Annotated in this window: 25 protein-coding genes and 2 tRNA genes; 15 read left to right on the top strand and 12 right to left on the bottom strand. The window is 33.6% G+C overall.

Annotated elements, in window-relative coordinates; all coding sequences use genetic code 11:
- Positions 1-184: 184 nt before the first annotated feature.
- Positions 185-1,786, bottom strand: coding sequence for a malate synthase A (gene aceB, locus PQ463_RS21720; RefSeq protein WP_274255450.1), 1,602 nt, complete (start codon positions 1,784-1,786; stop codon positions 185-187).
- 210 nt (positions 1,787-1,996) lie between these two features.
- Here aceB and PQ463_RS21715 point away from each other — a divergent pair, with 210 nt between their 5' ends.
- The 5 genes from PQ463_RS21715 to PQ463_RS21695 all read left to right on the top strand — a co-directional run bounded on the left by PQ463_RS21715 (position 1,997) and on the right by PQ463_RS21695 (position 6,187).
- Positions 1,997-3,478, top strand: a complete 1,482-nt coding sequence (locus tag PQ463_RS21715; RefSeq protein ID WP_274255449.1) for a helix-turn-helix domain-containing protein — start codon at positions 1,997-1,999, stop codon at positions 3,476-3,478.
- A 6-nt stretch (positions 3,479-3,484) separates the two neighbouring features.
- Complete coding sequence (locus PQ463_RS21710) at positions 3,485-3,844, top strand: hypothetical protein (protein WP_274255448.1); 360 nt, start codon at positions 3,485-3,487, stop codon at positions 3,842-3,844.
- A 535-nt stretch (positions 3,845-4,379) separates the two neighbouring features.
- On the top strand, positions 4,380-5,096 hold the full coding sequence (locus tag PQ463_RS21705; protein WP_274255447.1) for a pirin family protein: 717 nt from the start codon (positions 4,380-4,382) through the stop codon (positions 5,094-5,096).
- Between the two features lie 164 nt (positions 5,097-5,260).
- Entirely contained in the window at positions 5,261-5,491 is a 231-nt protein-coding gene (locus PQ463_RS21700; protein WP_111376707.1) for a (4Fe-4S)-binding protein, read from the top strand.
- 162 nt (positions 5,492-5,653) lie between these two features.
- Positions 5,654-6,187 (top strand): YceI family protein, encoded by a 534-nt coding sequence (locus tag PQ463_RS21695; RefSeq protein WP_111422686.1) that lies wholly within the window; start codon positions 5,654-5,656, stop codon positions 6,185-6,187.
- Positions 6,188-6,413: 226 nt separating this feature from the next.
- On the opposite strand, the gene PQ463_RS21690 is transcribed toward PQ463_RS21695, so the two are convergent.
- Positions 6,414-7,277 carry a helix-turn-helix domain-containing protein gene (locus PQ463_RS21690; RefSeq protein WP_274255446.1) on the bottom strand — a complete coding sequence of 288 codons (864 nt, stop codon included), beginning with the start codon at positions 7,275-7,277 and terminating at the stop codon, positions 6,414-6,416.
- Between the two features lie 132 nt (positions 7,278-7,409).
- On the opposite strand from PQ463_RS21690, the gene PQ463_RS21685 reads away from it, so the two are divergent.
- From PQ463_RS21685 to PQ463_RS21675, 3 genes are all read left to right on the top strand, one after another.
- Positions 7,410-7,772: a DUF983 domain-containing protein gene (locus PQ463_RS21685; protein WP_274255444.1), complete on the top strand. Its 363-nt coding sequence runs from the start codon at positions 7,410-7,412 to the stop codon at positions 7,770-7,772.
- A 70-nt stretch (positions 7,773-7,842) separates the two neighbouring features.
- A complete protein-coding gene (gene fabD, locus PQ463_RS21680; RefSeq protein ID WP_111364962.1) occupies positions 7,843-8,715 on the top strand; it encodes an ACP S-malonyltransferase in 873 nt (290 codons plus the stop codon).
- A 115-nt stretch (positions 8,716-8,830) separates the two neighbouring features.
- A complete protein-coding gene (locus PQ463_RS21675) occupies positions 8,831-9,109 on the top strand; it encodes a hypothetical protein (RefSeq protein WP_274255443.1) in 279 nt (92 codons plus the stop codon).
- 59 nt (positions 9,110-9,168) lie between these two features.
- Here PQ463_RS21675 and PQ463_RS21670 read toward each other — a convergent pair whose 3' ends face one another.
- From PQ463_RS21670 to PQ463_RS21650, 5 genes are all read right to left on the bottom strand, one after another.
- Positions 9,169-9,366: a hypothetical protein gene (locus PQ463_RS21670; RefSeq protein ID WP_274255442.1), complete on the bottom strand. Its 198-nt coding sequence runs from the start codon at positions 9,364-9,366 to the stop codon at positions 9,169-9,171.
- A 49-nt stretch (positions 9,367-9,415) separates the two neighbouring features.
- Entirely contained in the window at positions 9,416-10,321 is a 906-nt protein-coding gene (locus PQ463_RS21665) for a DMT family transporter (protein ID WP_274255441.1), read from the bottom strand.
- A 79-nt stretch (positions 10,322-10,400) separates the two neighbouring features.
- The gene (gene galE / locus PQ463_RS21660) at positions 10,401-11,417 is read right to left on the bottom strand and encodes a UDP-glucose 4-epimerase GalE (protein WP_274255440.1); all 1,017 of its coding nucleotides are present in this window, start codon (positions 11,415-11,417) and stop codon (positions 10,401-10,403) included.
- A 15-nt stretch (positions 11,418-11,432) separates the two neighbouring features.
- Positions 11,433-11,873 carry a nuclear transport factor 2 family protein gene (locus tag PQ463_RS21655; protein ID WP_274255439.1) on the bottom strand — a complete coding sequence of 147 codons (441 nt, stop codon included), beginning with the start codon at positions 11,871-11,873 and terminating at the stop codon, positions 11,433-11,435.
- 2 nt (positions 11,874-11,875) lie between these two features.
- Positions 11,876-13,009 (bottom strand): DegT/DnrJ/EryC1/StrS family aminotransferase, encoded by a 1,134-nt coding sequence (locus tag PQ463_RS21650; RefSeq protein WP_274255437.1) that lies wholly within the window; start codon positions 13,007-13,009, stop codon positions 11,876-11,878.
- Between the two features lie 136 nt (positions 13,010-13,145).
- Here PQ463_RS21650 and PQ463_RS21645 point away from each other — a divergent pair, with 136 nt between their 5' ends.
- Together PQ463_RS21645 and PQ463_RS21640 are read left to right on the top strand one after the other, a co-directional pair.
- Entirely contained in the window at positions 13,146-14,375 is a 1,230-nt protein-coding gene (locus PQ463_RS21645; RefSeq protein WP_274255435.1) for a 3-deoxy-D-manno-octulosonic acid transferase, read from the top strand.
- 316 nt (positions 14,376-14,691) lie between these two features.
- Positions 14,692-14,907, top strand: a complete 216-nt coding sequence (locus tag PQ463_RS21640) for a PG1828 family lipoprotein (protein WP_008467260.1) — start codon at positions 14,692-14,694, stop codon at positions 14,905-14,907.
- 123 nt (positions 14,908-15,030) lie between these two features.
- On the opposite strand, the gene PQ463_RS21635 is transcribed toward PQ463_RS21640, so the two are convergent.
- The 4 genes from PQ463_RS21635 to mutS all read right to left on the bottom strand — a co-directional run bounded on the left by PQ463_RS21635 (position 15,031) and on the right by mutS (position 18,658).
- Positions 15,031-15,414 (bottom strand): DUF1508 domain-containing protein, encoded by a 384-nt coding sequence (locus PQ463_RS21635; protein WP_274255433.1) that lies wholly within the window; start codon positions 15,412-15,414, stop codon positions 15,031-15,033.
- A 300-nt stretch (positions 15,415-15,714) separates the two neighbouring features.
- Positions 15,715-15,800: transfer RNA gene (locus PQ463_RS21630), tRNA-Leu, on the bottom strand.
- Positions 15,801-15,815: 15 nt separating this feature from the next.
- A tRNA-Gly gene (locus PQ463_RS21625) sits at positions 15,816-15,888 on the bottom strand.
- Between the two features lie 163 nt (positions 15,889-16,051).
- Positions 16,052-18,658, bottom strand: coding sequence for a DNA mismatch repair protein MutS (mutS, locus tag PQ463_RS21620; RefSeq protein WP_274255432.1), 2,607 nt, complete (start codon positions 18,656-18,658; stop codon positions 16,052-16,054).
- A gap of 158 nt (positions 18,659-18,816) precedes the next feature.
- Between mutS and PQ463_RS21615 the strand changes: the two genes are divergently transcribed.
- From PQ463_RS21615 to PQ463_RS21605, 3 genes are all read left to right on the top strand, one after another.
- Positions 18,817-19,248, top strand: coding sequence for a DUF1573 domain-containing protein (locus tag PQ463_RS21615; RefSeq protein ID WP_008467274.1), 432 nt, complete (start codon positions 18,817-18,819; stop codon positions 19,246-19,248).
- Between the two features lie 73 nt (positions 19,249-19,321).
- Entirely contained in the window at positions 19,322-19,858 is a 537-nt protein-coding gene (locus tag PQ463_RS21610) for an RNA methyltransferase (RefSeq protein WP_111364948.1), read from the top strand.
- Positions 19,859-19,900: 42 nt separating this feature from the next.
- Complete coding sequence (locus PQ463_RS21605) at positions 19,901-22,090, top strand: Ig-like domain-containing protein (RefSeq protein WP_274255431.1); 2,190 nt, start codon at positions 19,901-19,903, stop codon at positions 22,088-22,090.
- Positions 22,091-22,194: 104 nt separating this feature from the next.
- Here the strand turns inward: PQ463_RS21605 and folK are convergent, their stop codons facing one another.
- Positions 22,195-23,328 (bottom strand): 2-amino-4-hydroxy-6-hydroxymethyldihydropteridine diphosphokinase, encoded by a 1,134-nt coding sequence (folK, locus tag PQ463_RS21600; RefSeq protein WP_274255430.1) that lies wholly within the window; start codon positions 23,326-23,328, stop codon positions 22,195-22,197.
- A gap of 138 nt (positions 23,329-23,466) precedes the next feature.
- Between folK and sppA the strand changes: the two genes are divergently transcribed.
- A complete protein-coding gene (gene sppA / locus PQ463_RS21595; RefSeq protein WP_274255429.1) occupies positions 23,467-25,224 on the top strand; it encodes a signal peptide peptidase SppA in 1,758 nt (585 codons plus the stop codon).
- Between the two features lie 13 nt (positions 25,225-25,237).
- Complete coding sequence (locus PQ463_RS21590; protein ID WP_274255428.1) at positions 25,238-26,185, top strand: alpha/beta hydrolase family protein; 948 nt, start codon at positions 25,238-25,240, stop codon at positions 26,183-26,185.
- The last annotated feature ends 9 nt before the right edge of the window (positions 26,186-26,194 follow it).

The following is a 26,194-nucleotide window of genomic DNA, read 5'->3' as shown; positions in this document are numbered from 1 at the left end:
TTCGTTTTTTAGTGTTCAGTTTTTAACTGTGACTTTTTTTTAACACATAGAAACATAGTTATGCTTTGAGTTAAAAGGCGTTTCACTTGTTTCAATGCACATAGCTATGTGTGAAAATCTAGATTTTTTCTTCTTCCTTTCTTCATTAAAAACTAAAAATCTATGTTTCTGTGTGTTTAAAAATTTATAAATATTTGTAGCACGGAATAGTAAGGAAATCCACAAAATGCAGGTTTACAACTAATCTTTCCAGTAATTTTTCCGCTAATGGAAACTGCTGTTTTTCGTGATTTTCTGCTCCTACTTCTTCTTTGAGTTTTCTAAATTCATCTAAAGCCAATTCATGATAATAAGCCAAATCTAATTTTCGTCCGTTATCCAAAATCACTTTATTTTGAAGCCATTGCCACAATTGCGATCTCGAAATTTCGGCTGTTGCAGCATCTTCCATTAAATTATGCAAAGCTGCCGCACCTTGTCCGTTTAGCCATGAAGCCAAATATAAAACGGCTACATTGATGTTTTTTCGAACGCCATTTTCTGTGATCAATCCAATTGGCGGTTCGATTAAATCGGCTTCTGTAATTTTTCGATATTCTCTTTTTACGTGAATCTGATTTGGAGTTGGCATTCCTTTATCAAAAACTTCTTTTGCAATGGCAACCAAATCTGGATGTGCCACCCAAGTTCCGTCATGACCGTTTCGAACTTCACGCTCTTTATCAGTTTTCACTTTTGCGAAAGCGATAGCATTGGCTTCTTCATTATTTCGAATCGGAATCTGTGCAGCCATTCCGCCAATCGCATGAATTCCTCGTTTATGGCATCTTTGAATTACTAGATTTGAATACGCATTCATAAAAGGCGAAGTCATATTTACCTGATCACGATCTGGAACAATGTATTTTGGATTTTTTCTAAACTTTTTGATGTAAGAGAAAATATAATCCCAGCGTCCGCAGTTCAAGCCAACAATGTGCTCTTTCAATTCGTAAATGATTTCATCCAACTGAAAACTTGCGGTTATGGTTTCAATTAAAACAGTCACTTTTATAGTTCCACGTTTCAGATTTAGATAATCTTCAGTAAAATCAATTACAGTATTCCACCATCTTGCTTCTAGATAATGTTCCAATTTCGGAATGTAGAAATACGGTCCAGAATTGTTTTCTAAAAGTCGTTTATGATTATGAAAAACATACAAACCAAAATCTACCAAAGAACCTGAAACCTCTTTTCCTTCAATCAAAACATGCTTTTCTGGCAAATGCAAACCTCTTGGACGAACAATCAGCGTGGCAATTTTTTCATTTAAATGATACGATTTCTGTTTCACCAAATCAGTAAATGTGATGGTTTTATTAACGGCATCTATTAAATTCATTTGTCCATCCATCAAGTTTTGCCAGGTTGGTGAAGTGCTGTCTTCAAAATCTGCCATAAAAGTTTTAGCACCAGAATTCAAAGCATTGATAATCATTTTTCGGTCAACTGGTCCAGTAATTTCAACTCTTCTGTCTTGTAAATCTTTCGGAATTTCTCCAGCTGTCCAATTACTTTCTCTGATGCTTTTGGTTTCTGGAATAAAAACCGGCATGATTCCCTGATCAAAAGTGACTTGTTTCTGTTCTCTCTGCAAAAGCAATAATTTTCTTTGCGATTCGAATTTTTTGTGCAATTCGATAATAAACGCAGTCGCTTCTTCTGTCCAGATTTTTGGATAAGCAAGCTTTTTGTCGGCTAGGAATTCTATAGCCATTTCAGTGATTTCTAATTGGTTTTTCATAGCTGCAGATTTTAATTTTTAATTTGATTAAACAGATTTTCTATTCAATCATTTTCGTCGAATCAAAACACATTAATCATAACTAATTCATAATTAATAAGTTTCAACGATACAATGTTATAAAAAAGTTTTTTACAAAACAAGCGAACGTTCGCTAAATTTTAAAAATATTTTTTTGGCGATTATTTTTAGATTACTTACATTTGAATTATGGATATCGAAAAAGACTATATAAAGCTGATTTTTGGGCTAAAAATGAAACAAGTTCGTACACAGAAAAACTTGTCTCTTTTTGGCCTGGCCAAACTGACTAATCTTTCAAAATCGTATTTAAACGAGATTGAAAAGGGAAAAAAATATCCCAAAACCGATAAAATTTTGCTTTTATGCGAACATTTGGACGTGACTTATGACCAAATGGTGTCTTTAAAACTCGATAACAACCTCGCTCCTATTGGCGAAATCTTGAAATCAGGAATTTTAAAAGAAATTCCACTAGAGCTTTTCGGAATTCAGGAAGCCGATTTAATTGATATTATTGCGAATGCTCCAGCCAAAGTCAATGCATTCATTAGTACCATTATCGAAATTGCACAGCATTATAATTTAAGCCGTGAGAGCTTCTTTTTAGCCGCTTTACGCTCGTATCAGGAAGCGCACAGCAATTATTTTGAAGATTTAGAGGAAAAAGTAATCGCGTTTTCTAAATCGTTTCAAATCAATTTGGATTCTAAAATCAGCGTTGAAGAACTGGAATCGATTTTAAAAGAAGAATACGAATACAACATTAAAGAAATTGCTTTTACAGATCAGGAAGCTTTAGATGATTTGCGTTCGATTTATGTTCCGAAAAGCAGAACTTTATTGCTTTCTACAGAACTCGACGCTCCACAGAAAGCTTTTATTCTAGCTAAAGAAATCGCCTATAATTATTTAAAAATTTCAGATCGTTTGCTGACATTCAGTTGGATCAAGTTTGAAAATTTCGATCAGGTTTTAAATAATTTTTATGCCTCTTATTTTGCAGGCGCTTTATTATTGCCAAGAAAATTAGTTGTAGATAAAATCAATAATTTTCTAGAAAATGAAAATCCGAAACCAGAAGAATTTGTTCAATTAATTGAAAGTTTTGAGGTTTCGCCAGAATCTTTTTATCAGCGATTGACCAATTTATTACCAAAAGATTTTCAGCTAAAAAACTTATTCTTTTTAAGATTATCCCATAAAATTGGTTCTGATTTTTACCAGATAAATAAAGAATTACACATCACGCACCAACAGGAACCACATGCCAATGAAACCAACGAGCATTATTGCAGAAGATGGGTTTCGGTTAAAACGATTGACGAAGCGATCAAACAAAACAAATCTCATTTTTTTGATGCTCAAATATCGAGTTACGCCAATAGCGGAAACGAATATTTGGTTTTTTCATCGGCAACAAAAGATCCTTTTGCAGAAAATTATATTAGAAGCATTTCGGTTGGAATCTTGATTAATCCGACGATGAAAAAGAAATTCAAATTCATTGATGGGAAACCTTTGGTGAAACGAATTGTTGGTGTAACTTGCGAAACTTGTGCTGTACAAGATTGTTTGGAACGAAGTGCTCCACCGACAGTTTTGGAAAGAGAGAAACGCCATGAAAATACGGATACTGTTGTACAGCAGTTTATAAATCAATACAGTTAGAATGCCATGAAATATTTTGCTATAATAATCACTCTGTTTTTTATCAGCTTTAACCAGAAAACAGATAAACTTACTGGCCGATACAATTATTTAATTGAAGATGAAGGTGCGTATATTTTAAAAGATAAAATTACTTTTGGCGATAGTATTTTTAAGTTTGATAATAAATATCTGCCAAAAGGGAAAGTTTCTTATGGTAATGTGATACTATTGGATAATTTCATTAATACTGATTTGATTATAAGTATTCCAAAAGATCAGATTAAAAAAGATACTATTCCTTTTTTCATGCATGACAAGAAACATCCAGCTATGAATTATCTTGATATAGTGGTTGGGAAAGGAAAATTGATTAGGATTAAATAATTTAACTCTATCCTTTTATCACGTCCTATTTGTCATTCCGAGGAACGAGGAATCTCCGCGAGAAGCTCGACAAAGATTGGCGACATGCTATGCGGATTTACTTGCGGAGATTCCTCGTTCCTCGGAATGACAAAACTGTGTGGCTACTTTGAAGCTAAAAAAACTCTATAATTTCCAATCTTTGTAGAGTTACTTGCGAAGATTTCTCCTTCGTCGAAATGACAAACCATATGGTTACTTTGAGGTAAAGCCTTTGAACCTCTTCAACTTTGCCCCTTCGCACTTTCTTATAAAAACTAAAACTTCTAAAATAGCCCCGATAGAAGTGGAAATCCTTTTGTGGTGGGGTTCACCACAAAAGATTGCAACGGATAGCGGGACTAGACGTCTTTTGAAAACGAAAACTTCTGCTCCAGAAAAAAACTTAGTATCTCAGCATCTTAGAACCTCAGAATCTTTTCTTAATCTACATTAAGTGCTTTTCGTCTACATCGACCGTATCTTTGTACTATAAAAATAACAAAAGGACAAAATCATGGAAAATATAGTATTGCACAAAGCAGACACAAGAGGAAACGCAAATCACGGATGGTTGAACGCTTATCATAGCTTTAGTTTTGCGAGCTGGTACAATCCTGATAGAATTCAGTTTGGAGCGCTTCGTGTTTTGAACGATGATACAATTGCTGCTGGAATGGGTTTTGGAACTCACCCTCACGATAATATGGAGATTATTACAATTCCATTGAAAGGTGATTTGGCTCATAAAGACAGTATGGGAAATACTGAAGTAATTAAAAACGGAGATATTCAGGTGATGAGTGCCGGAACTGGAATTCAACATAGTGAGTTTAACCCAAATGCAGATCAGCAGACTAAGTTATTGCAGATTTGGTTGTTTCCAAACAAAAGAAATGTTACGCCACGATATCAGCAAATTACTTTAGATGTTGCTGACAGACATAATAAATTGTCTCAGGTTTTATCTCCAAATGCAGATGATGAAGGGGTTTGGATTCACCAAGATGCTTGGTTTAATATGGGGAATTTCGACTCTGGAGTTACTGCTGAATATAAAATCAAAAAAGAAGGAAACGGAGTTTATGCTTTCGTTTTAAAAGGAAATGTAACCATCAACGGTCAGGAATTAAACTCTCGTGATGCAGTTGGAATTTCAGGAACTGATACTTTAAACATTAAAGCCAATACAGATGCTGAATTTTTACTAATGGACATTCCGATGAATTATTAATTCAAACAAAAACAATTAATACCTGTACTTTGAAACGATAATAAATCTGAAAATCAGATTATTATCGTTTCTTTTTTTATTCCATTTCAAAAAAGAAAGACTAACTTTATAAGTAAAAAATTGGTCTGACTTTAAAATTAAACTAATCCTTAAAATTTTAAACCATGAATCCAAATAACCTCACTAAAGAATATACAAACGGAGAAGTCACAATTGTATGGCAATCGGGAAAATGCATTCATTCTGCTAATTGTGTCAAAAATAATCCAGATGTTTTTCGTCCAAAAGAAAAACCGTGGATTACTCCAGAACAATCTACTACTGAGAAAATTATTTCTACTGTTAATAAATGTCCGTCGGGAGCGCTGACATTTTATATGAATGATAAAAAATAATTCTTCGACTTTACTCAGAGAGACAACAAAACACAAAATGTGATAACCAAAAAATTATCACATTTTTCATTTCTTAATCTAGGTTAAGTGCTCTAGGACAACTGTCACCGTAACTTTGTCCTATCAAAATGAAACAAATTAATTATTTAAAAAAATAAAATTATGGCAACTACAAAATGGTCAATTGACCCAACTCACTCAGAAATTGGTTTTAAAGTTAAACACATGATGTTTACAAATGTTTCAGGAAAATTTGGAACTTATGATGCTACAATTACTACAGACGGAGACAACTTCGAAAATGCTGCTATCGAATTTTCTGGCGATATTGCTTCAATCGATACTGCAAATGCAGACAGAGACGGACATTTAAGAAGTGCTGACTTTTTTGATGTAGAAAACAATCCAAAATTGACTTTCAAAGCTTCATCTTTCAAAAAAATTGATGCTGGTGATTATGAGTTAACTGGAGATTTAAACATTAAAGGTGTTTCTAAAACAGTAAAATTCCCAGTAGAATTTAGCGGAACTATGACTGACCCTTGGGGAAATACAAAAGTTGGTTTAAGCATAGAAGGAAAAATTAATCGTAAAGATTGGGGTTTAAACTGGAACTCAGCTCTTGAAACAGGTGGTGTTTTAGTAGGCGAAGAAGTTCGTTTGAACATTGAATTACAATTTGTAAAACAAGCCTAATCTATTTGGTTTTAGATTTAATTGGTTGGTTATTGAGGCCCTGCATTTGCAGGGCTTTTTGTTTGCCACGAATTACACGAATTCCCATAATTTTTTTCTCTCAAAGCCGAAAATTTTGCCACAGATTTAAAAGATTTCCACAGATTAGAAATCCAAATAATCTTTTTAATCTGTGACTAAAAAATAATTCGTGGAAATTCGCGTAATTAGTGGCAAACCTCAAAATTCATCGCACTGTGTTTCTAAATTCAGTCGGCGACATTCCTGTTTGCTTTTTGAAGAAGCGAGAGAAATAGGAATAGTCTTCGTAACCAACCTTAAAGGCAACTTCGTTTACTGCCAATTGTTTATCGATCAACATTCGTTTTATTTCTAGAATTACTCTATCCATAATTACCTCTGTAGCAGTTTTTTGAAGGATTTCGTTACAGATTCTATTTAAATGTTTCAGCGTAATATTTAGCTTTTCCGCATAAAACGAAGGTAATTTTTGGGTTGTGAAATATTCTTCTAAAAGAGATTCAAACTTATTGATCTTAATATTGTATGAATGAGTTTGATGCGAATAGGTTTCTCCATATTTTCTGGCTACTTCGATATGAATACAATCCAATAAATTTAGTAATTTGTCCAACTGAAATTTGTTGTTTTGGCTATTTTCTTGAATCAACAAATCGAAATATGGAAGAATTTTAGGAATTTCTTTTTCTTCAAAAACCATTTCTGGTCGATTTTGTATGGAATGATAAAAGTTATAATCGTTAATCTTTTTCTGTCCGAAATACAGATTGTACAATTCCTGCGAAAAGATAATTACAAAACCTTCAACATCTTCAGATAAATTCCAATGATGCATTTGTCCTGGTTGTAGCACAAACAGACTTCCTCTTTTGATTTCAAACTGATCAAAATCGACTTCATGCAATCCAGAACCTTTTGTAAAAAATACCATCAAATAAGAGTCATGTCGATGTGGTTCTTCTATAAAACTGTGATTTTTGAGATGTTCGGTAAAAGTATTTACATAAAAATCACGATGAATGTCGTTACAGCTAAAATTCTGAACACTATAAATAGGATATTTTTTCATTTTGTAATTTGGAATTTATTCTTTTGAAATTCAAATCAAGAATGTCTTTATTGTGCTACAATAAGCGAAGATACTAAAAAGACTTCTATAAGGTTCTGAATTACCTTTGTTTAAACAAAAATTAACAATATCATGTCAAGCACATTAACTCATATTTTAAAAAACGAATGTCCTGTTTGTCATAAAGGAAAAGTTTTTACAGACAAAAATATCTTCCTGAATTTCAGTTTTCCAAAAATGAATGAATACTGCAGTCATTGCAATTATAAATTTCAAAAAGAACCTGGTTATTTCTTTGGCGCTATGTATGTAAACTACGGATTAAGTGTAGCCCAAGGAATTGCAACGTATTGTATTGCGCAGTTTTTCTTTGAGAAAAATTTCGATTTAAGAATCCTTCCAATTATTGCAGTTTCTATCACTTTGCTCACACCTTTTAACCTTCGTTTTTCCAGATTAGCATGGATTTATATGTTTAAGGATTATTCGAAATAAAAAAGTATTATTTTTGCCTTTCAATTGAAGCTAATTTTCAATTCAAAAAAATAAAAAACAAATTAGACAAATGAAAGCATACGTATTTCCGGGTCAGGGTGCACAGTTCACAGGAATGGGTAAAGACCTTTATGAAAATTCGGCTTTAGCCAAAGAATTATTCGAAAAAGCAAATGAAATTCTAGGTTTCAGAATTACAGATATCATGTTTGAAGGTACTGCCGAAGAACTAAAAGAAACTAAAGTTACACAGCCTGCAGTATTCTTACACTCTGTTATTTTAGCTAAAACTTTAGAAGATTTCAAACCTGAAATGGTTGCAGGACACTCATTAGGAGAATTTTCTGCTTTGGTTGCTAATGGAACTTTGTCTTTTGAAGATGGTTTAAAATTAGTTTCTCAACGCGCTTTAGCAATGCAGAAAGCTTGCGAAATCACTCCGTCAACAATGGCTGCAGTTTTAGGTCTAGCTGATAATGTTGTGGAAGAAGTTTGTGCTTCTATCGACGGAGTTGTGGTTGCAGCTAACTATAACTGCCCTGGACAATTAGTAATTTCTGGTGAAACTACTGCTGTTGAAAAAGCTTGTGAAGCTATGAAAGCTGCTGGAGCAAAACGTGCTTTAATTTTACCTGTTGGAGGTGCTTTCCACTCTCCAATGATGGAACCTGCAAGAGAAGAATTGGCTGCTGCAATTGAAGCAACTACTTTCTCTACTCCAATTTGCCCTGTGTATCAAAATGTAACTGCAAATGCAGTTTCTGATGCTAACGAAATTAAAAAGAACTTAATCATTCAATTGACTGCTCCTGTAAGATGGACACAATCTGTACAGCAAATGATCGCTGACGGTGCGACTTTGTTTACTGAAGTTGGTCCTGGAAAAGTTTTAACTGGTTTGATTAACAAAATTGATAAAGAAGCTGCTGTTGCGAATGCTTAATTAGTATTCAGTCGCAGTGACAGTTTTCAGTTGTTAACTGTATAAAACAATAAATCCTCATATGCTTTGATAAGTTTATGAGGATTTTATTTTAATTTTATAAACAAAACATACAATGAAAGATTTTTTTAATAATATCATTCAAAAACCTACTATTTTCTCAATTTTAGGAATATTGAGTATAATTATCGGAACTTCATTTACTTTGTACGCTATAACACTAAAAGGTGGAGCTAGTCTAGGCGCTTTATTTTCTATAGCTCTTGTTATTAGCTCTCTTATTTTCATCGCAGTTGATCGAATTTTAGTAGAGAAAGCTGATTTAAAATTTGTTAATATTATAGAATTAATAATTCTCGTTCTTTTAAGTTTCTTTGCTTATTTCAGCAATTAATTTCTTCTTGAGAAACAACTAAATACTCAAAATATATTCAAGAACTGAATCTGTAAAAATTACTTTTTCCAAGGATAAGCTTTTATTCTTTTAGACATTTCAGCTTTAAACTCCTCGGGTGTTAATCCTTTTGCAAATTCAGCGTCAAAATCAAAAGTTTCATGATCTATACCTTTAAATTTAGGTTTTTGAGCTTCGTATTCAACTGCTGGCTCTTCAACCTTATCTTTCTTTTCATTTTCTTTATCCGAACTCATTATTCCTACATTTTAATCTTACAAATTTACAAAATAAACTAAATCAAAATTATAAAGTTTTCTTTTCCTTCTTTTTGTAATTAATAATAAAAACTCCCAAAATGATCAGGATAGTTGCGATTATAAAATCAATTGTAATTTTTTCATCTAAAATCAGCCAGCCAAAAAATACCGCAATTATGGTGTTGATATATGCCAAAATAGAAACCTGAACCGGTGTAACGTGTTTTAGCGCATAATTATAACTAAAAAAAGCAATTACAGATCCGAAAATCGACAAATACAATGCTGCTAAAATACTTTTAGTACTCCATAAACTCACATCAATAGTGGGCGAAAAAATGAATGCTAAAACAATCTGAATGCATGAAGCCATTGTAAACTGGTAAAATAAATTAAGAACGATATTTTTAGATTTATTCCCATGAATTTTGGTATAAATTGTTCCACCAGCCCAAGCAGTAATCGCAAATCCCATAAACATCATTCCAATTCTGTAATCGGCATCTAAAAAAGATCCGAGCCCATCTTTAAATATAAAAACCACTCCCGAAAACCCTATTATAACTCCAATAAATCCTCTTAAACTTGGTTTTTGTAATTTAAATAAAATACTGCCCAGAAAAATAAGTATAGGAGCCATAGCACTAATTACCGAAGCCAGTCCGCTTGGCACAGTCTGTTCTGCAACGGTTGTAAAACCATTTGCCACTACAATCATTAAAATAGAAGGAACAAGCTGATGTTTTAAATTTTCCCAGCCAATCCATTTCAATTCTTTTTTGAACAATAAAATGGTCATCATAATCAATCCCGCCAATCCTTGACGAATTGAAGTCACAAACCAAGGCGGAATCGTTTCAACCGCAACTCTAATACCTAAAAAGGTAGTTCCCCAAATAATTCCAACAGCCGCTAAGGCAAATATTAATTTATAATCTAAATTCTGTTTCATAAAATGCCCTTTAAAAAAAAAATCCCAAACTATATTGCTATAATCTGGGATCTTAAAAATTTATAATTTTATTAAAAAATTACTTATTCCTCACTTTTTGTTCCCATTTCCATGCGCTTGCCATTGCTTCATCCAAACTTAGTTCAGCCTTCCATCCTAAGACATTATTTGCCTTGTCTGTATTTGCATAAGCCTCAGTGATATCGCCTTCACGACGCGGCATCATCTTGTAAGGCAATTCTTTACCGCTGACTTTTTCAAAACTATTAATGACTTCTAGAACAGAACTTCCTTTTCCTGTTCCTAAATTGAAAGTTTCCACTTTTGCCAGATTCTTTTTATCTAACAAACGTTTTAAAGCAATTACGTGCGCTTTTGCCAAATCTACAACGTGAATGTAATCGCGAACAGCAGTTCCGTCTGGCGTTGGATAATCATTTCCAAAAACAGATAATTCCTGACGTAAACCTACTCCGGTTTGTGTAATAAACGGAACTAAATTTTGAGGAACTCCCAACGGTAATTCACCAATCTGTACAGATTCGTGTGCTCCAACTGGATTAAAGTAGCGCAATAAAATAGCACTGATATTAGTAACTTTAGCTGTATCCGTAATGATTTCTTCTCCAATCTGTTTGGTGTTTCCGTAAGGAGACATTGCAGTTTGCACTGGAGCATCTTCTGTAATCGGCATTTTTTCGGCTTGACCGTAAACCGTACAAGAAGAACTAAAAATAAAACTTGCTTCAGGTTTTTGCTGTAACTCTTGTAAAAGATAAACTAAACTGCTAATGTTGTTTTCATAATACAGTAAAGGCTGTTCAACACTTTCACCAACTGCTTTTGAAGCGGCAAAATGAATGACACCAGTAACATCATTATGTTTGTTAAAAAAATCCCGAACAGCACTTTTCTCTCTTAAATCAATTTTCTCGAATAAAGGCGTTTTTCCTGTAATCGCTGTAATTCCTTTTAAAACATCTTCTGAAGAATTAGAAAGATTATCAATGATCACAACTTCGAAGCCTTCATTTTGCAATTCGACTACGGTGTGAGAACCGATAAATCCTAATCCTCCTGTTACTAATACTTTCATTTTTTTGTGGTTGTTTTATGTAGTTAATTTATAAGCTTGTCTTGCAATTAAAACCCATTTGCCTTTTTGTTTCTGCCAAACGAGCATTATTCCTATTTTAATATCTCGATCTATTCCATCGTCTTTGGTATGAGCCGATAAAATGTGTCGAACTATGGCAACATCATTCTGAATAGTTATAGTTTGATTCTGAAAATCGATCGAAACAAAATCAGATTTTCCACTTACTATTCCCTCTATAAATTCAGCTTGATTTTGAAAATTACCATTTGAGTGGACATAATTTAATTTGTCCGAAGTTAGCGCTTTCAATTTCGCTCCATCAGCATCAATCATTGCCTGACGCAAAATTTCGACTTGACTGCTAATGGCATTCTCTTCTTTAGAATTCGTTTTTTGAGCAAAAACCGAAAACTGAAGAAAAATCATTAAAATTAAAAGACTACCTTTTCTCATCTTTATTTATTCAAAAATTCTAAAACAGAATCGGTAATAAATTTAATTTGTTCGTCATCAAGTTCAGTATGCATTGGCAAAGCAATTACTTCTTGAACTAATTGATTCGTAACTGGAAATTGCTCCTCTTTGTAACGAGGATCTAAATATGCTTTTTGAGAATGCAATGGAATTGGATAGTAAATTGCACACGGAATTCCTTTATCCAACAAATGCTGCATTAAAGCATTTCTATCTGCATCTAAAATTCTTAATACATATTGATGAAAAACGTGGTCATTTTCGTTTGCATCAAAATCAGGAGTAATAATTTTTGCATTTCCTGCGAAAGCTGCATTATATTTAGTAGCCGCCAAACGACGCGCTTTATTATATTCATCTAAAAGAGGCAGTTTTGCATTTAAAACTCCAGCTTGAATACTATCCAAACGAGAATTCACTCCCACAACATCGTGGTGATAACGCTCATACATTCCGTGATTTACGATTCCGCGGATAATATGCGCCAATTTATCATCATTTGTAAAAATTGCTCCTCCATCTCCATAACATCCAAGGTTTTTAGAAGGAAAGAATGAAGTTGCCGCAACATGACCAATTGTACCTACTTTCACTTTTGATCCAGATTTCGAAATATAATCTGCTCCAATTGCTTGTGCGTTATCTTCGATTACATATAGATTATGTTCTTTAGCAATTTCCATAATCGCATCCATATTAGCCGCACGGCCAAATAAATGAACTGGAACAATTGCTTTTGTTTTTGGAGTAATTGCTTTTTTAACCGCATCGATATCGATGTTCATATTTTCCATATCAACATCAACTAAAACTGGAGTTAATTGCAACAATGCAATAACCTCAACAGTTGCTGCAAAAGTAAAATCGGCAGTAATAACTTCGTCTCCTGGTTTCAAATCTAATCCCATCATCGCAATCTGCAACGCATCTGTACCATTAGCACAAGGAATAACGTGTTTTGCGCCTAAATAATCTTCAAGATTCTTTTGAAACTGATGAACTAAAGGTCCGTTGATGTAAGTATTTGTATCTAAAACTTCTTGGATTGAAGCATCTACAGTAGATTTTATTTTCTCGTATTGACTTTTTAAGTCAACCATTTGTATTTTTTTCATTTTCGAATAATATTTAAAAATTAAAGACTCTATTTTTAACAGAAATCTCTAAAAGGAGGAACAAAAATAGTTATTAATAGCTTCAAACCAATGAAAATAGTCGAAAGAAATGTAATTTAGCTGCAAAAAAAATTACATGCTTTTTTTATACAATCTAACCATTTACATCGCAGGATTTTTCTTAAAAATCATAGCACTATTTAGTCCGAAAATTAAGCTTTTTGTTGAAGGGCGAAAAAATGTATTTTCAATATTAGAAGAAAAAATTAAAGCAACAGATAAAACAATCTGGTTTCATTCTGCTTCATTGGGCGAGTACGAACAAGGCCTTCCGGTAATCGAAAAAATCAAAGAAAAATACCCTTCACATAAAATTATTGTTACTTTTTTTTCACCATCTGGATACGAAGTGCGTAAAAATAACACAGTTGCCGATGTGACCATTTATTTACCACTTGACACTAAAAGCAATGCAAAAAGATTTTTAAAACTAGTTCATCCTGAATTTGCATTTTTTATTAAATACGAATTCTGGCTAAACTATTTAAAGGAATTAGAAAAAAGCAAAACGCCAACTTATTTAATTTCAGGAATTTTCAGAGACAATCAAATGTTTTTTAAATGGTATGGCGGTTTTTACCGAAAAGCATTAAATGCATTCACCTATTTTTTTGTTCAGAATGAAAGCTCTAAACAAAAAATAGAATCACTTGGTTTTAAAAATGTAATTGTTTCTGGCGACACCCGTTTTGATCGTGTAAATGCTATTTTAGAAAGAGACAATCGCTTAGATTTTATTGAAAATTTCAAAAATAACCAACCAACAATTGTCGTTGGAAGCTCTTGGCCAAAAGACGAAGTTTTGATTGCCGAATACATCAATCAAGCTCCTGAAAATGTAAAATTTATTATTGCTCCGCATAATATTAAGCCAGATCAAATTTCAGATCTTTTGTTGAAAATCACAAAATCAACCGTTTTATTCTCAGAAAAAGAAAACAAAGATTTATCTAACTATAATGTTCTTATAATAGATACAATTGGCATTTTGACTAAGATTTACAGCTATGGAACGATCGCATACGTAGGAGGCGGATTTGGAAACCCGGGAATACATAATATATTAGAACCTGCTACTTTTGGAATCCCAATTGTAATTGGCCCAAACTATTCGAATTTTGCAGAAGCTATCGCTTTAGTTGGAATTGGTGGGTGCTTAACAATATCAACAAGCACAGAACTTAAAGCAGTATTTGACCAATTATTGAATGATAAAAACTTTCTAGAAGAAAAAAGTAAAATCTGCAAAGCGTTTATTCAAGACAATAAAGGAGCCACCGAAACGATTATGAAACGCATCTCATAACCTTTTGATTTGACAAAAGCGTTAAATTTGAGAAAATAAGCAAAAAGATCTTGCTTAAATACTCTTAAAAAACAAAACAAACCCTTAATCCAAGAAGCTAAACAACTGATTTCCATAAAGATTATTCAATAAAAAATAATTTAGACTAGAAATTAGATAATTTAAGAAAAATTTATAATTTTGGCATATTCTTTGATAAATAAGATAAACGTGAGTAAGGAAAATATTTTAAAAAAAAAGTGAAAAAATATTTTACATATTAAAAAATTTATATCTTTGCCACGAATTAATAATTAACCTTTTATAATAAAGTAAGATGAAAAAAGTATTTTTAAGTTTAGCTGTTGTTGCTGTATTAACTGTTGTATCTTGTAAAAAAGCTGACGCTGCTGCTGAAGCTCCTGCTGTAGATTCTACTGCTGTTGCTGTTGATTCAGCTGCTGCTGTTGTTGATTCTGCTGCTGCAACTGTTGATTCTGCTGCTGCTAAAGTTGATTCTGCTGCTGCTAAAGTAGAAGAAGTAAAAAAATAATTAGAACCTAAGTTCTAACGATTTTAAAACCATCTTTTTAGATGGTTTTTTTTGTGATTAATTTTTCCATTAATCCACAAGCAATAAAAAAAGCGTTCATAAATTATGAACGCTTTTTTTTATTTATTCAGCAGCCTCTTCCATTTCCTCTTCAACCTCCTCATCACCAAAAATCGACTCACTCGAAGAGAAATCCAAAATTTCCGACCTAGAGGAATATGTTACAATTTCTTTTATCCCTTTCTGCAAAAGCAATTCCGTGCTGTATTTTCGACTTGTAGCGAAATGAACATCACCCAACATCAATTTAAAAAAATACTTTCCTCCAGAACCCTTAAACTTCAAAAATTTCGCAAGATCGATATTCGCCTTAAACTTCTCAATATCCTCTTCACACTCAAACCTTAACTCATAACTCAAACTCGTAAAAATAACCTTCCCTTTTCGAGAGGTAAACGTAAACTTATATTCATCATTAAATCGCTTACTAATTACAAAAGCACCCATTTATAAATTTTAGATTTTAGATTGTTGACTTTAGATTTTTCTAGATTCTGAGATTCTGAGATTCTGAGATTCTGAGATTCTGAGATTCTGAGATTCTGAGATTCTGAGATTCTGAGATTCTGAGATTCTGAGATTCTGAGATTCTGAGATTCTGAGATTCTGAGATTCTGAGATTCTGAGATTCTGAGATTCTGAGATTCTGAGATTCTGAGATTCTGAGATTCTAATAAATTTACTGCGTAAATTTATTCCCTGCAAGTATGCAAATAAAAAAAGCCTCTTCAAAAGAAGAGGCTTTAGTACTCAGAGCGGGACTTGAACCCGCACGAACATTGCTGTTCACTGGATTTTAAGTCCAGCGTGTCTACCAATTTCACCATCCGAGCATTGTATGATCTTAGAGCGAAAAACGGGGCTCGAACCCGCGACCTCGACCTTGGCAAGGTCGCGCTCTACCAACTGAGCTATTTTCGCATTTTCAAATTTTGTTTAAGAACTGCAACACTTGATTTGTTTCGTATTGCGAGTGCAAATTTAGGACATTTATTCAATTACACAAGTGTTTTTTCAAAAAAAAATCCACTTATTTTATAACGTTCTGATAACCTAAAGTTTAAATTTGAAAAAATTTTGGATTTTATTTTTTAACCAGCATTCTTTTGATCTCATTCAGTTTCATCAACGCTTCTACTGGTGTAATTGCATTAATATCGAGATTCAGAATCTCTTCTTTTATTTCTTCCAACAAAGGATCATCCAGATTAAAGAAACTCATCTGCATTTCTTCATTTGCCGATTTTATTCCGTTTAAAGCATCGCTTGAATGATTCTTCTCTAATTTCTTTAAAAGTTTTTGTGCTTTCGAAATAACTAGCTGAGGCATTCCTGCCATTTTCGCCACGTGAATTCCAAAACTATGAGCGCTTCCTCCTTTTACCAGTTTTCTAACAAAAAGAACGGTATCTTTTAATTCTTTTACTGCCACATTGAAATTCTGGATTCTTGGCATTGATTCCGTCATTTCGTTTAGCTCATGATAATGTGTTGCAAAAAGCGTTTTAGCTCTTCCTGGATGTTCGTGCAAGAATTCGGCAATTGCCCACGCAATCGAGATTCCGTCATAAGTACTGGTTCCTCTTCCAATCTCATCTAACAATACCAAACTTCTATCCGATATGTTATTCAAAATAGAAGCTGTTTCATTCATTTCTACCATAAAAGTAGATTCTCCCATCGAAATATTGTCTGAAGCTCCTACTCTGGTAAAAATCTTATCTACAATTCCCATTCTAACACTATCAGCAGGAACAAAACTTCCCATTTGAGCCAGAAGCACAATCAAAGCCGTTTGTCTTAAAATAGCCGACTTACCCGACATATTAGGTCCGGTAATCATAATAATCTGCTGCGTTTCTCTATCTAAGAAAACATCATTGGCGATATACGGCGTTCCAACTGGCAATTGTTTTTCAATTACAGGGTGTCTTCCATTTTTGATATCCAATTCGAATGTCTCATCGATTTCAGGCTGCACATATTGATTTTCGACAGCCATCTGCGTAAACGAACACAAACAATCCAATTGCGCAACCAAATACGCGTTCATTTGAACAGGTTTGATATAAGTAGAAATCCAAGCTACTAATTGCTCAAAAAGCTCGCTTTCTATTTTATAGATCTTTTCTTCAGCTCCTAAGATTTTAGTTTCGTATTCTTTTAATTCTTCGGTAATATAACGCTCCGCATTTACCAAAGTCTGTTTACGAATCCATTCTTCTGGAACTTTATCTTTATGGGTGTTTCTAACTTCGATATAATATCCGAAAACATTATTAAACGAAATTTTCAGTGAAGAAATCCCTGTTCTTTCAGATTCTCTTTTTTCAATTCCTTCTAAAAATTCTTTTCCTGAAGTCGAAATCGCACGAAGTTCATCCAGTTCCTCATTTATTCCGCTCGCAATGGCATTTCCTTTTGAAATGGCAACTGGAGCATCTTGATTTAGTGTAGTCTTAATTTTTTCGCGAAGCAAATCACAAGCATGCAAACTGTCTCCAATAACTTTTACCGCTTCTTGTGGACTTTCTAACGCAAGAGTTTTAATTGGAATAATGGCATCCAAAGATTCCTTTAAATACACGATTTCACGAGGAGAAACTTTTCCTGCAGCAATTTTAGAAATCAAACGTTCTAAATCTGAAATCTGTTTAATCTGATATTGGATATTATGCAGAATTTCAGGATTAGATTTCAAATAAGCCACAACCTCATGTCTGCTTTTTACCTTGTTCGCATCTTTCAATGGCAAAGCCAACCAACGCTTCAATAAACGCCCTCCCATTGGAGAAAGCGTTTTATCGATAACATCCAAAAGTGTAACTGCATTTGGGTTATAGCTGTGATACAACTCTAAGTTTCTAATCGTAAAGCGATCCATCCAAACGTACGCATCTTCAGCAATACGCTGAATCGCTGTAATATGCTGCACACGGTTATGCTGTGTTTCTGATAAGTAATACAAAATGGCACCAGAAGCAATAATTCCTTCTTTTAATTCCTCAACACCAAATCCTTTTAAGGAATTCGTTTGGAAATGCTTCGTTAAAGTTTCCAAAGCATAATCTTCTTTATAAATCCAATCTTCTAAGTAAAAACTATGAAAATCTTCTCCAAACGCATTTTTAAAATCTCCTTTATTATTCTTTGGCACTAAAACCTCGCTCGGATTAAAGTTCTGCAGTAATTTATCAATGTATTCTGCATTTCCTTGAGCGGTTAAAAATTCTCCTGTAGAAACATCTAAAAATGAAATTCCAATATTTTTATTAGCAAAAAAAACAGATGCTAAGAAATTGTTTGATTTTGACTGTAAAACCTCATCGTTCAAAGAAACTCCTGGAGTTACAAGCTCCGTTACCCCTCTTTTCACGATTGTTTTAGTCATTTTCGGATCTTCCAGCTGATCGCAGATTGCAACACGAAGTCCGGCTTTTACCAATTTTGGCAAATAAGTATTTACAGAATGATGCGGAAACCCAGCCAGCGCTGTTTCTGTATCAGACCCCGCTCCTCTTTTAGTTAAGGTTATCCCTAAAATTTTAGAAGCTCGAATGGCGTCTTCTCCAAAGGTTTCATAAAAATCTCCTACTCTGAAAAGCAGACATGCATCAGGATATTTAGCCTTGATCTCGTTGTACTGTTTCATTAAAGGTGTTTCTTTCACCACTTTCTCTTTAGCTGCCAAATTATTATATTTTAAATGAAAAAATTAAGACAGCGAATTTATGATTTTTTGGTGGCATATCGAAAGCTTCAAAAATTAAAATATTTTAAGATATTTTTAGTTACTGATTTAAGTTTTTTATATAGCTTTGTTTATCATTTAAAAAAAGACCCTTAAAGATGAAAAAAATAATTTTATTCGCTATGTTGGCTGTTGCTGGTATCACGGCTACAAATGCACAAACAACTAAAAAAGCTAAAGCTGCTAAAGTTGCTAAAGTTGAAGGAGCAGGAATGCTTTTCGAAACTGAAACTATTGACTACGGAACTATCGCTCACAATGCAGATGGAAAACGTGAGTTCGTTTTTGTTAACAATGGTACAAAACCATTAATCATTACAAACACTCAAGGATCTTGCGGATGTACTGTTCCAACTACTCCAAAAGAACCAATCGCTCCAGGAGCTAAAGGTGTTATTGGTGTAAAATATGCTACTGACAGAGTTGGTGCTTTTACAAAAACTGTAACTGTTACATCTAACGCTGAAGGACAACCAACAAAAATCCTTACTATTAAAGGTACTGTTTTACCAGATCCAGTAAAAAGCTAATCTGAAAAACATTTAAAATAATCAAAAAGCTTCCTTATCTTTGGAAGCTTTTTTTATGCATGAATTTAAAACAATGAGAAAACTCGAAAACAGCGAACTAGACCGTAAATCAATTGAAGATTTTAAAAAATCGGAGAAAACCCCTTTAATATTAGTTTTAGACGATATTAGAAGCCTGCACAATATTGGTTCTGTTTTTAGAACAGCTGATGCGTTTTTGATTGAAAAAATAATTTTATGCGGTATTACTGCAACTCCTCCAAACAAAGAAATTCACAAAACGGCTCTTGGTGCAACAGAAACTGTTGCTTGGGAACATCATGAGAATGTTTTGGAAGTGATTGAAAATTTAAAGAAAGAAAATGTTTTGACTATGGCTATTGAGCAAGTTGAAAGTGCGATTTTTCTTCAAGATTTTAAAGTTGAAAAAAATCAGAAATATGCTTTGGTTTTTGGAAATGAGGTTTATGGCGTATCACAAGAAGCTGTTGCAATCTGCGACGGATGTATTGAAATTCCTCAGCTAGGAACAAAACACTCTCTTAACATTTCTGTAAGTGCCGGAATTGTGGTTTGGGATTTATTTCAAAAAATAAATTGGCCTGAATAAAAATTTATTTTTTTATTCTTAATTAATTGATATTTTTAGCGAATGAAGAATATCAAATTAGCAATCTTTTTCTTTTTATTTTCTGTTTTAAGTTTTAATTTTTCTAATGCGAATGAAAATACAAAAACTTTTAACAAAAAGAATGCACACTTCTCAAAACATAGCGTAAATTCAAAAATAAAAAAACAAAAGAAAAGCAGTGTCGTAATTGATCCTCCAAAGCTTATTGCGAAGGGAGATCAACCTTACTGTCCACAGACATCAATCAACATTGTAACCGACTTTAGAATTGATCATGATATTGCCGAAAACGGAACACAAGTACTTTACATCCAAATTTCGTCTGGTTATTCAAATGGTTTTGATCGATTAGAACTAACAAATCCGAGCTTGCATCCTAATATTCTAACCAGTTGGGACTCTACATCTGGAAAACTAAGATTATCAGGAACAACTGCCGCTGACATTCCTTATGATGATTTTGTCTCAGCAGTAAAAGATGTTGTATTTACTAATTCTTCTGCAACAGCTAACGGAACAAGAACATTTTCCATTACAATTGGACAAGCTAATTATCTGCCTTCTACTGGACATTATTATCTCTTTATTCCAAATATAGGTGTTACTTGGACAAATGCACGAGATTTAGCTGCATCTAGTACTTATTATGGCCTTCAAGGTTATTTAGCAACAATTCTATCTGCCGATGAAGCAAAATTAATTGGCGAGCAAGCTTCTGGAACTGGATGGATTGGCGGAAGTGATGCAGAAACTGAAGGTATTTGGAAATGGGTTACTGGTCCAGAAGCAGGAACTATTTTTTGGAGAGGAAATGCAAATGGCTCGACACCAAATTATGCTTTTTGGAACACAGGCGAACCAAATCAGCAAGGTGATGAAGATTATGCACACATTACGCAACCAGGTGTTGGAATAAGAGGTTCTTGGAATGATTTATCAAATACAGGATCACTTACCTCTGGAGATCCTTATCAGCCGAAAGGATATATTGTAGAATATGGTGGAATGCCAGGCGAAGTTCCGCTAGAAATTGCTGCTAGCACCAAAATCACTATCCCAGAAGCAATAACCTCTATTGATCCAACTCCAGTTTGCGATTCTGGAAGTTTCACCTTTAATGCAACTGCGACAGCTGGAGCAACAATTCGATGGTTTGACGCTCTTGTTGGCGGAAATTTATTAGCAACAGGTTCAACTTATACTACATCACCAATAACCGCAACTACAACTTATTATGTTGATGCGGGCTGCGAATCTAATCGCAAGTCAGTAAAAGCAACTGTAAATACAACTCCCGCAACTCCAATAGCAGAAAAAGATACTTATACTAATTGTGGTGCGGGATCTTTAACAATTAAAGCAACTTCAAATATTGGAACAATAAACTGGTTTACTTCTCCAACTGACGGAACAAGTGTTTTTACAGGAACAACTTTTACAACTCCAACAATTTCATCCAATACAACTTACTATGCCGAGGCATCAAATAATGGATGCAAAAATACAACTAGAACCCCTATAAACATTGTAATTAACACACCTCCAGCTGTTACAGACGAAACTTTGCCTTTGTGCCAGTTCAAGTCTATTACATTAGACGCAGGAATTTCTGGAATGAGTTATTTATGGTCAAATGCCAATGAAGCTACACAACAAATTACGGTTACTAAAGGAGGCAAATATACGGTCGTTGTTACAAGTCCCGAAAACTGTTCGAGTACAAAAACAATTATAGTTGAGGAACATATGATTCCTCAAATTGCACGCGTTGATGTCGAAGGAACGAGAGTCATTATTTATCCCGTGAAAGCAGAAGATTATTTTGAGTATTCTGTTGATGATGTCTATTACCAAGATTCTACAGTTTTTTACGATGTTCCTGGTGGATTGCAAACTGCTTATGTGAGAGAAAAAAACAGATGCGGTGGAACTACCAAACAATTTGTAGTGCTTGTTTTCCCTCCATTTTTTACACCAAACAATGATACATACAACGATATCTGGGAAGTAACTGGAATGGAAAATTATCCACAGGCTGTAGTGACCATTTTTGATCGATACGGAAAATTAGTCGCGCAGTTAAGCCGTTTCAAAATGAGCTGGGATGGCACTTTAAATCAAGTTCCGCTTCCTGCTTCAGATTATTGGTATGCTTTAAAAGTAGATGATTCAATGCCTGTTTTAAGAGGACATTTTACATTAAAAAGATGATTTTTAATTAGTCAATGTGCCAATTTGATAATTAGATAATTTGAAACGATAAATTCAGAAAATTATCTAATTGTCTCATTTTCTAATTATCTAATTGACCCATTTCAATTAAGCTTCTTCTTAATTTCATTTAATATATAAAGGTAATCTTCGTGGTTTTTCACAAAATCACGATTAGAAACATCAATAATTAAAACATTCAAATCGGTTTGCGATTTTATGTACTCCAAGTAACCATTATTGATTTTTTCTAAATATGCAGCTTCGATATTCTGTTCATAAACTCGTCCGCGTTTTTTGATATTTTGAAGAAGACGATCTGTATTTTGATACAAATAAATATACAAATCAGGTTTTGGCATTTCTCTGTAAATAATATCGAATAGATTTCTATACAAACGATATTCATCTTCTGCAAGCGTTATCTTTGCAAAAATCAGTGATTTAAAAATATGATAATCTGCAACGATAAAATCTTTAAACAAATCAAATTGAGCCAAATCATCTGCCAATTGCTGATAGCGATCGGCCAAAAAAGACATTTCTAAAGGAAACGCATATCGGTTCTGATCTTTGTAAAACTTTGGAAGAAACGGATTATCTGCAAATCTCTCTAAAACCGTTTTTCCGTTAAAATCTTCCGATATTTTATGCACCAAAGTAGTTTTTCCTGCACCAATATTTCCTTCAAAAGCAACATAATTAAATTGGTTTAACGGAATTTCTCCTATCGGACTTTTCAAATCCTGAACAACCGTACACACACTGTCATCTGGAGTAATCGCGATCAATTCTGAAATTGTTTTCTGCAAAATAGGATGTTTCCAATTCAACTTTAAATCCTGCATTGGCAGTAAAACAAAGTTTCTATTCTGCATTAATGGATGCGGCACTTGAAGTTTTTCTGTATCAATTATTTCAGCATCAAAAGCAATCAAATCAACATCGATAATTCTAGACTGATATCCTTCCTGATTCAAGCGGATTCTTCCCAATTCTTTTTCAACTTTTAAAACCTGATTTAATACTTTTTGTGCAGAAGAATAGGTATGCAAAAGAAGTGCACAATTATAAAACGCATCACTCTCAAAACCCCATGCAGGAGTTTCGTAAAGTTTTGAAACCTCAATAACAGTCCCTACATTTTGGTGTATCAAATCAATACATTTCTGAATGTTTTCTAGTCTGCTGCCTTGGTTGCTGCCTATCGATAAAACGACTTGATGCTGTAATTTCATAATTAATGCAAATTAACTAAAACTATTTTAGAATTAACCAATATATTTGTGAAACGACGTCTCAAATCTCATCAATAATTTAGAAGTCTAATTTGTAACATTTTGCCCTTTTTCGCTACTTATTAAAAAAATATACATATGAAGTTTTTAGGAAATGTAATTGCCACAGTAATTGGTATTTTTGTATTTATTATGCTCTTCTTTTTTGGAGTAATCTTTATCGGAGCCATTTTTGGCGGAGACGACACTGTTTCGGTTAAATCGGATTCGGTTATTGAATTGAATTTAAAAGAAATTAAAAATGATTACGCAGGAAAATATAAAGATCCTTGGGTAACTGTCTTTTCAGACAAAAAAGGCATTGGTTTGACAGATGTTATCAATGCAATTGAAGCGGCAAAAACAGATGACAACATCAAAGGAATTTCGATTTTAAATGATGAATCTTCTCTTGGTCTTGCGCAATATAAAGATTTAAGAAATGCTCTAGAAAGCTTTAAAAAATCTGGAAAATTTGTCTGGGCTTATGCCAACACTTATTCGCAAAAAGAATATTATTTAAATTCTGTTGCCAACACTATTTATTTAAATCCTGCTGGAGATCTTGATTTTAAAGGTCTTTCTTCTGAAATTATGTTTTTCAAAGATTTTCAGGATAAATCTGGAATTCGCATGGAGGTTATTCGTCACGGAAAATATAAAAGTGCCGTTGAACCTTTCTTAGAAAATAAAATGAGTGATGCCAACAGAGAACAAATCACTGCACTTTTGAACTCTATTTGGGCTACCGTTTCTGCTGATATTTCAAAAAGCAGAAATATTCCGCTTCCTAAATTAAACGAAATTGCAAACGGACTTCTGGCAAGAACTCCAGAAATGGCCAAACAACAGCATTTGGTTGATATTATTGCTTACGAAGATGTTTATCATGATGCCATTAGAAAAGCGCTGAAAGTAGACAAAGACGAAGATTATAATAAAATTTCAATCTCAGATTATACTCAAAATAACGTAACAACAGCATTAGCTAATACAGCGTCAGATCAGATTGCCATTATTTACGCTCAAGGCGAAATTGGAAGCGGCGAAGGAGATGTAAATACTATTGGAGAAGGTTCAATGAGACGTTCTTTGCAAGAAGCTAGAAAAAATGACGATGTTAAAGCTATCGTTCTTAGAATTGACAGCCCAGGTGGAAGCGCTTTGACTTCAGATTTAATTTGGAGAGAAATCGAAATTACCAAAAAAGTTAAACCCGTTGTAGTTTCTATGGGTAATTATGCTGCTTCTGGCGGTTATTATATTGCCTGTAACGCCAATAAAATATTTGCCGAAAACAATACGATTACAGGATCTATTGGGGTTTTCGGAATGCTGCCTAACTTTAGTCCATTGGCTAACAAATTAGGAATCAATTCTGAGCAGGTTAAAACGCATGAAAATTCCGCAAACTACAGTCCGTTTTTACCTGTCGATGAAAAATTCAAAGCTTTTACCTTAGAAGGAGTTGAGAAAATCTACAACACTTTTGTAACCCATGTTGCCGAAGGCCGTAAAATGACTTTTGCACAAGTTGATTCTATTGCACAAGGTAGAGTTTGGTCTGGAACCGAAGCTTTAAAGATTGGTTTAGTTGATAAAATAGGCGGACTAAATGATGCCATTGCTGAAGCAGCAAGAATCGCTAAAATAAAAAATTACAGTACTCAGAATTATCCTGAATACGAAAAAACCTTAAACGATCTATTAGGTAATCTTCCTTTTGCAAAATCAAAAGAGGCGTTTATAAAAGAAGAAATTGGAGAAGAAAATTATCTACTTATTGAGCAGGTTAAGAAATTCCAAAAACAAAAAGGAGTGCAAGCCATATTGCCTTACGGAATCAATATTTATTAATTTGAATTAAAAGATGAATAAAGTAATTCTTTTTTTGACGGTTTTGTTTTGGAGTTTTATAAATGCTCAAAATCAAAAAGAAATCACGTTTAAGGAAACACCAGCGATTTTAAAGATCAATAACGATCAAATTTTTGGCACGCTAACAACGCCAGATTTAACCAAAAAGTTTCCAGTTGCTTTAATCATTGCGGGTTCTGGCCCAACGGACCGAAACGGAAATAATCCGATGATGAAAAACAATTCGTTGAAAATGCTGGCAGAAGCTTTAGCAAAAAACGGAATTGCGTCTTTACGATACGACAAAAGAGCAATCGGAGAAAGCAAAGCTGCCGGAGGTTCTGAAAGCAGTCTGGTTTTTGAAAATTATATTCAAGATGCGAAAAGCTGGATTAATTATTTAAAACAGGATAAACGTTTTTCTAAAATAATTATAATTGGTCACAGCGAAGGTTCTTTGATTGGAATGGTTGCCAGTGGAAAAGCAGATAAGTTTATTTCGATTGCAGGCGCGGGCGAACCAGCAGATCAGATTTTGAAAACGCAGATTGGAGCAAAGTCAATGAAACAGCTTAATGACATGACTTTCCCAATTATTGATAGTTTAAAAAATGGATTTGAGGTAAAGAAAGTCGACCCGATGCTAAATTCTCTTTTCAGGCCAAGCGTTCAGCCTTATCTAATTTCGTGGTTCAAATACAATCCGCAAACCGAAATACAAAAGCTTACCATTCCTATTTTATTAGTACAAGGAAATAATGATATTCAGATTGCAGTAAAAGATGCCGAAAATTTAAAACAGGCAAACAAAAATGCAGACTTGCAGATTATTGACAAAATGAATCATATCATGAAAATTGTTGATGGCGGTCAAGAAGCTAATTTAGCCAGTTACAATAACGAAACACTTCCTATTTCAGAAGTCTTGATCGAGAAAATAGTTTCATTTATTAATAAATAATAAAATAAA

Origin of the sequence: Flavobacterium sp. KACC 22763 (assembly GCF_028736155.1) — a bacterium.
In the GTDB taxonomy this organism is placed as follows: domain Bacteria; phylum Bacteroidota; class Bacteroidia; order Flavobacteriales; family Flavobacteriaceae; genus Flavobacterium.
Note: the sequence above shows the minus strand (reverse complement) of the source record. Positions and strands in the feature narration are given on the sequence as shown.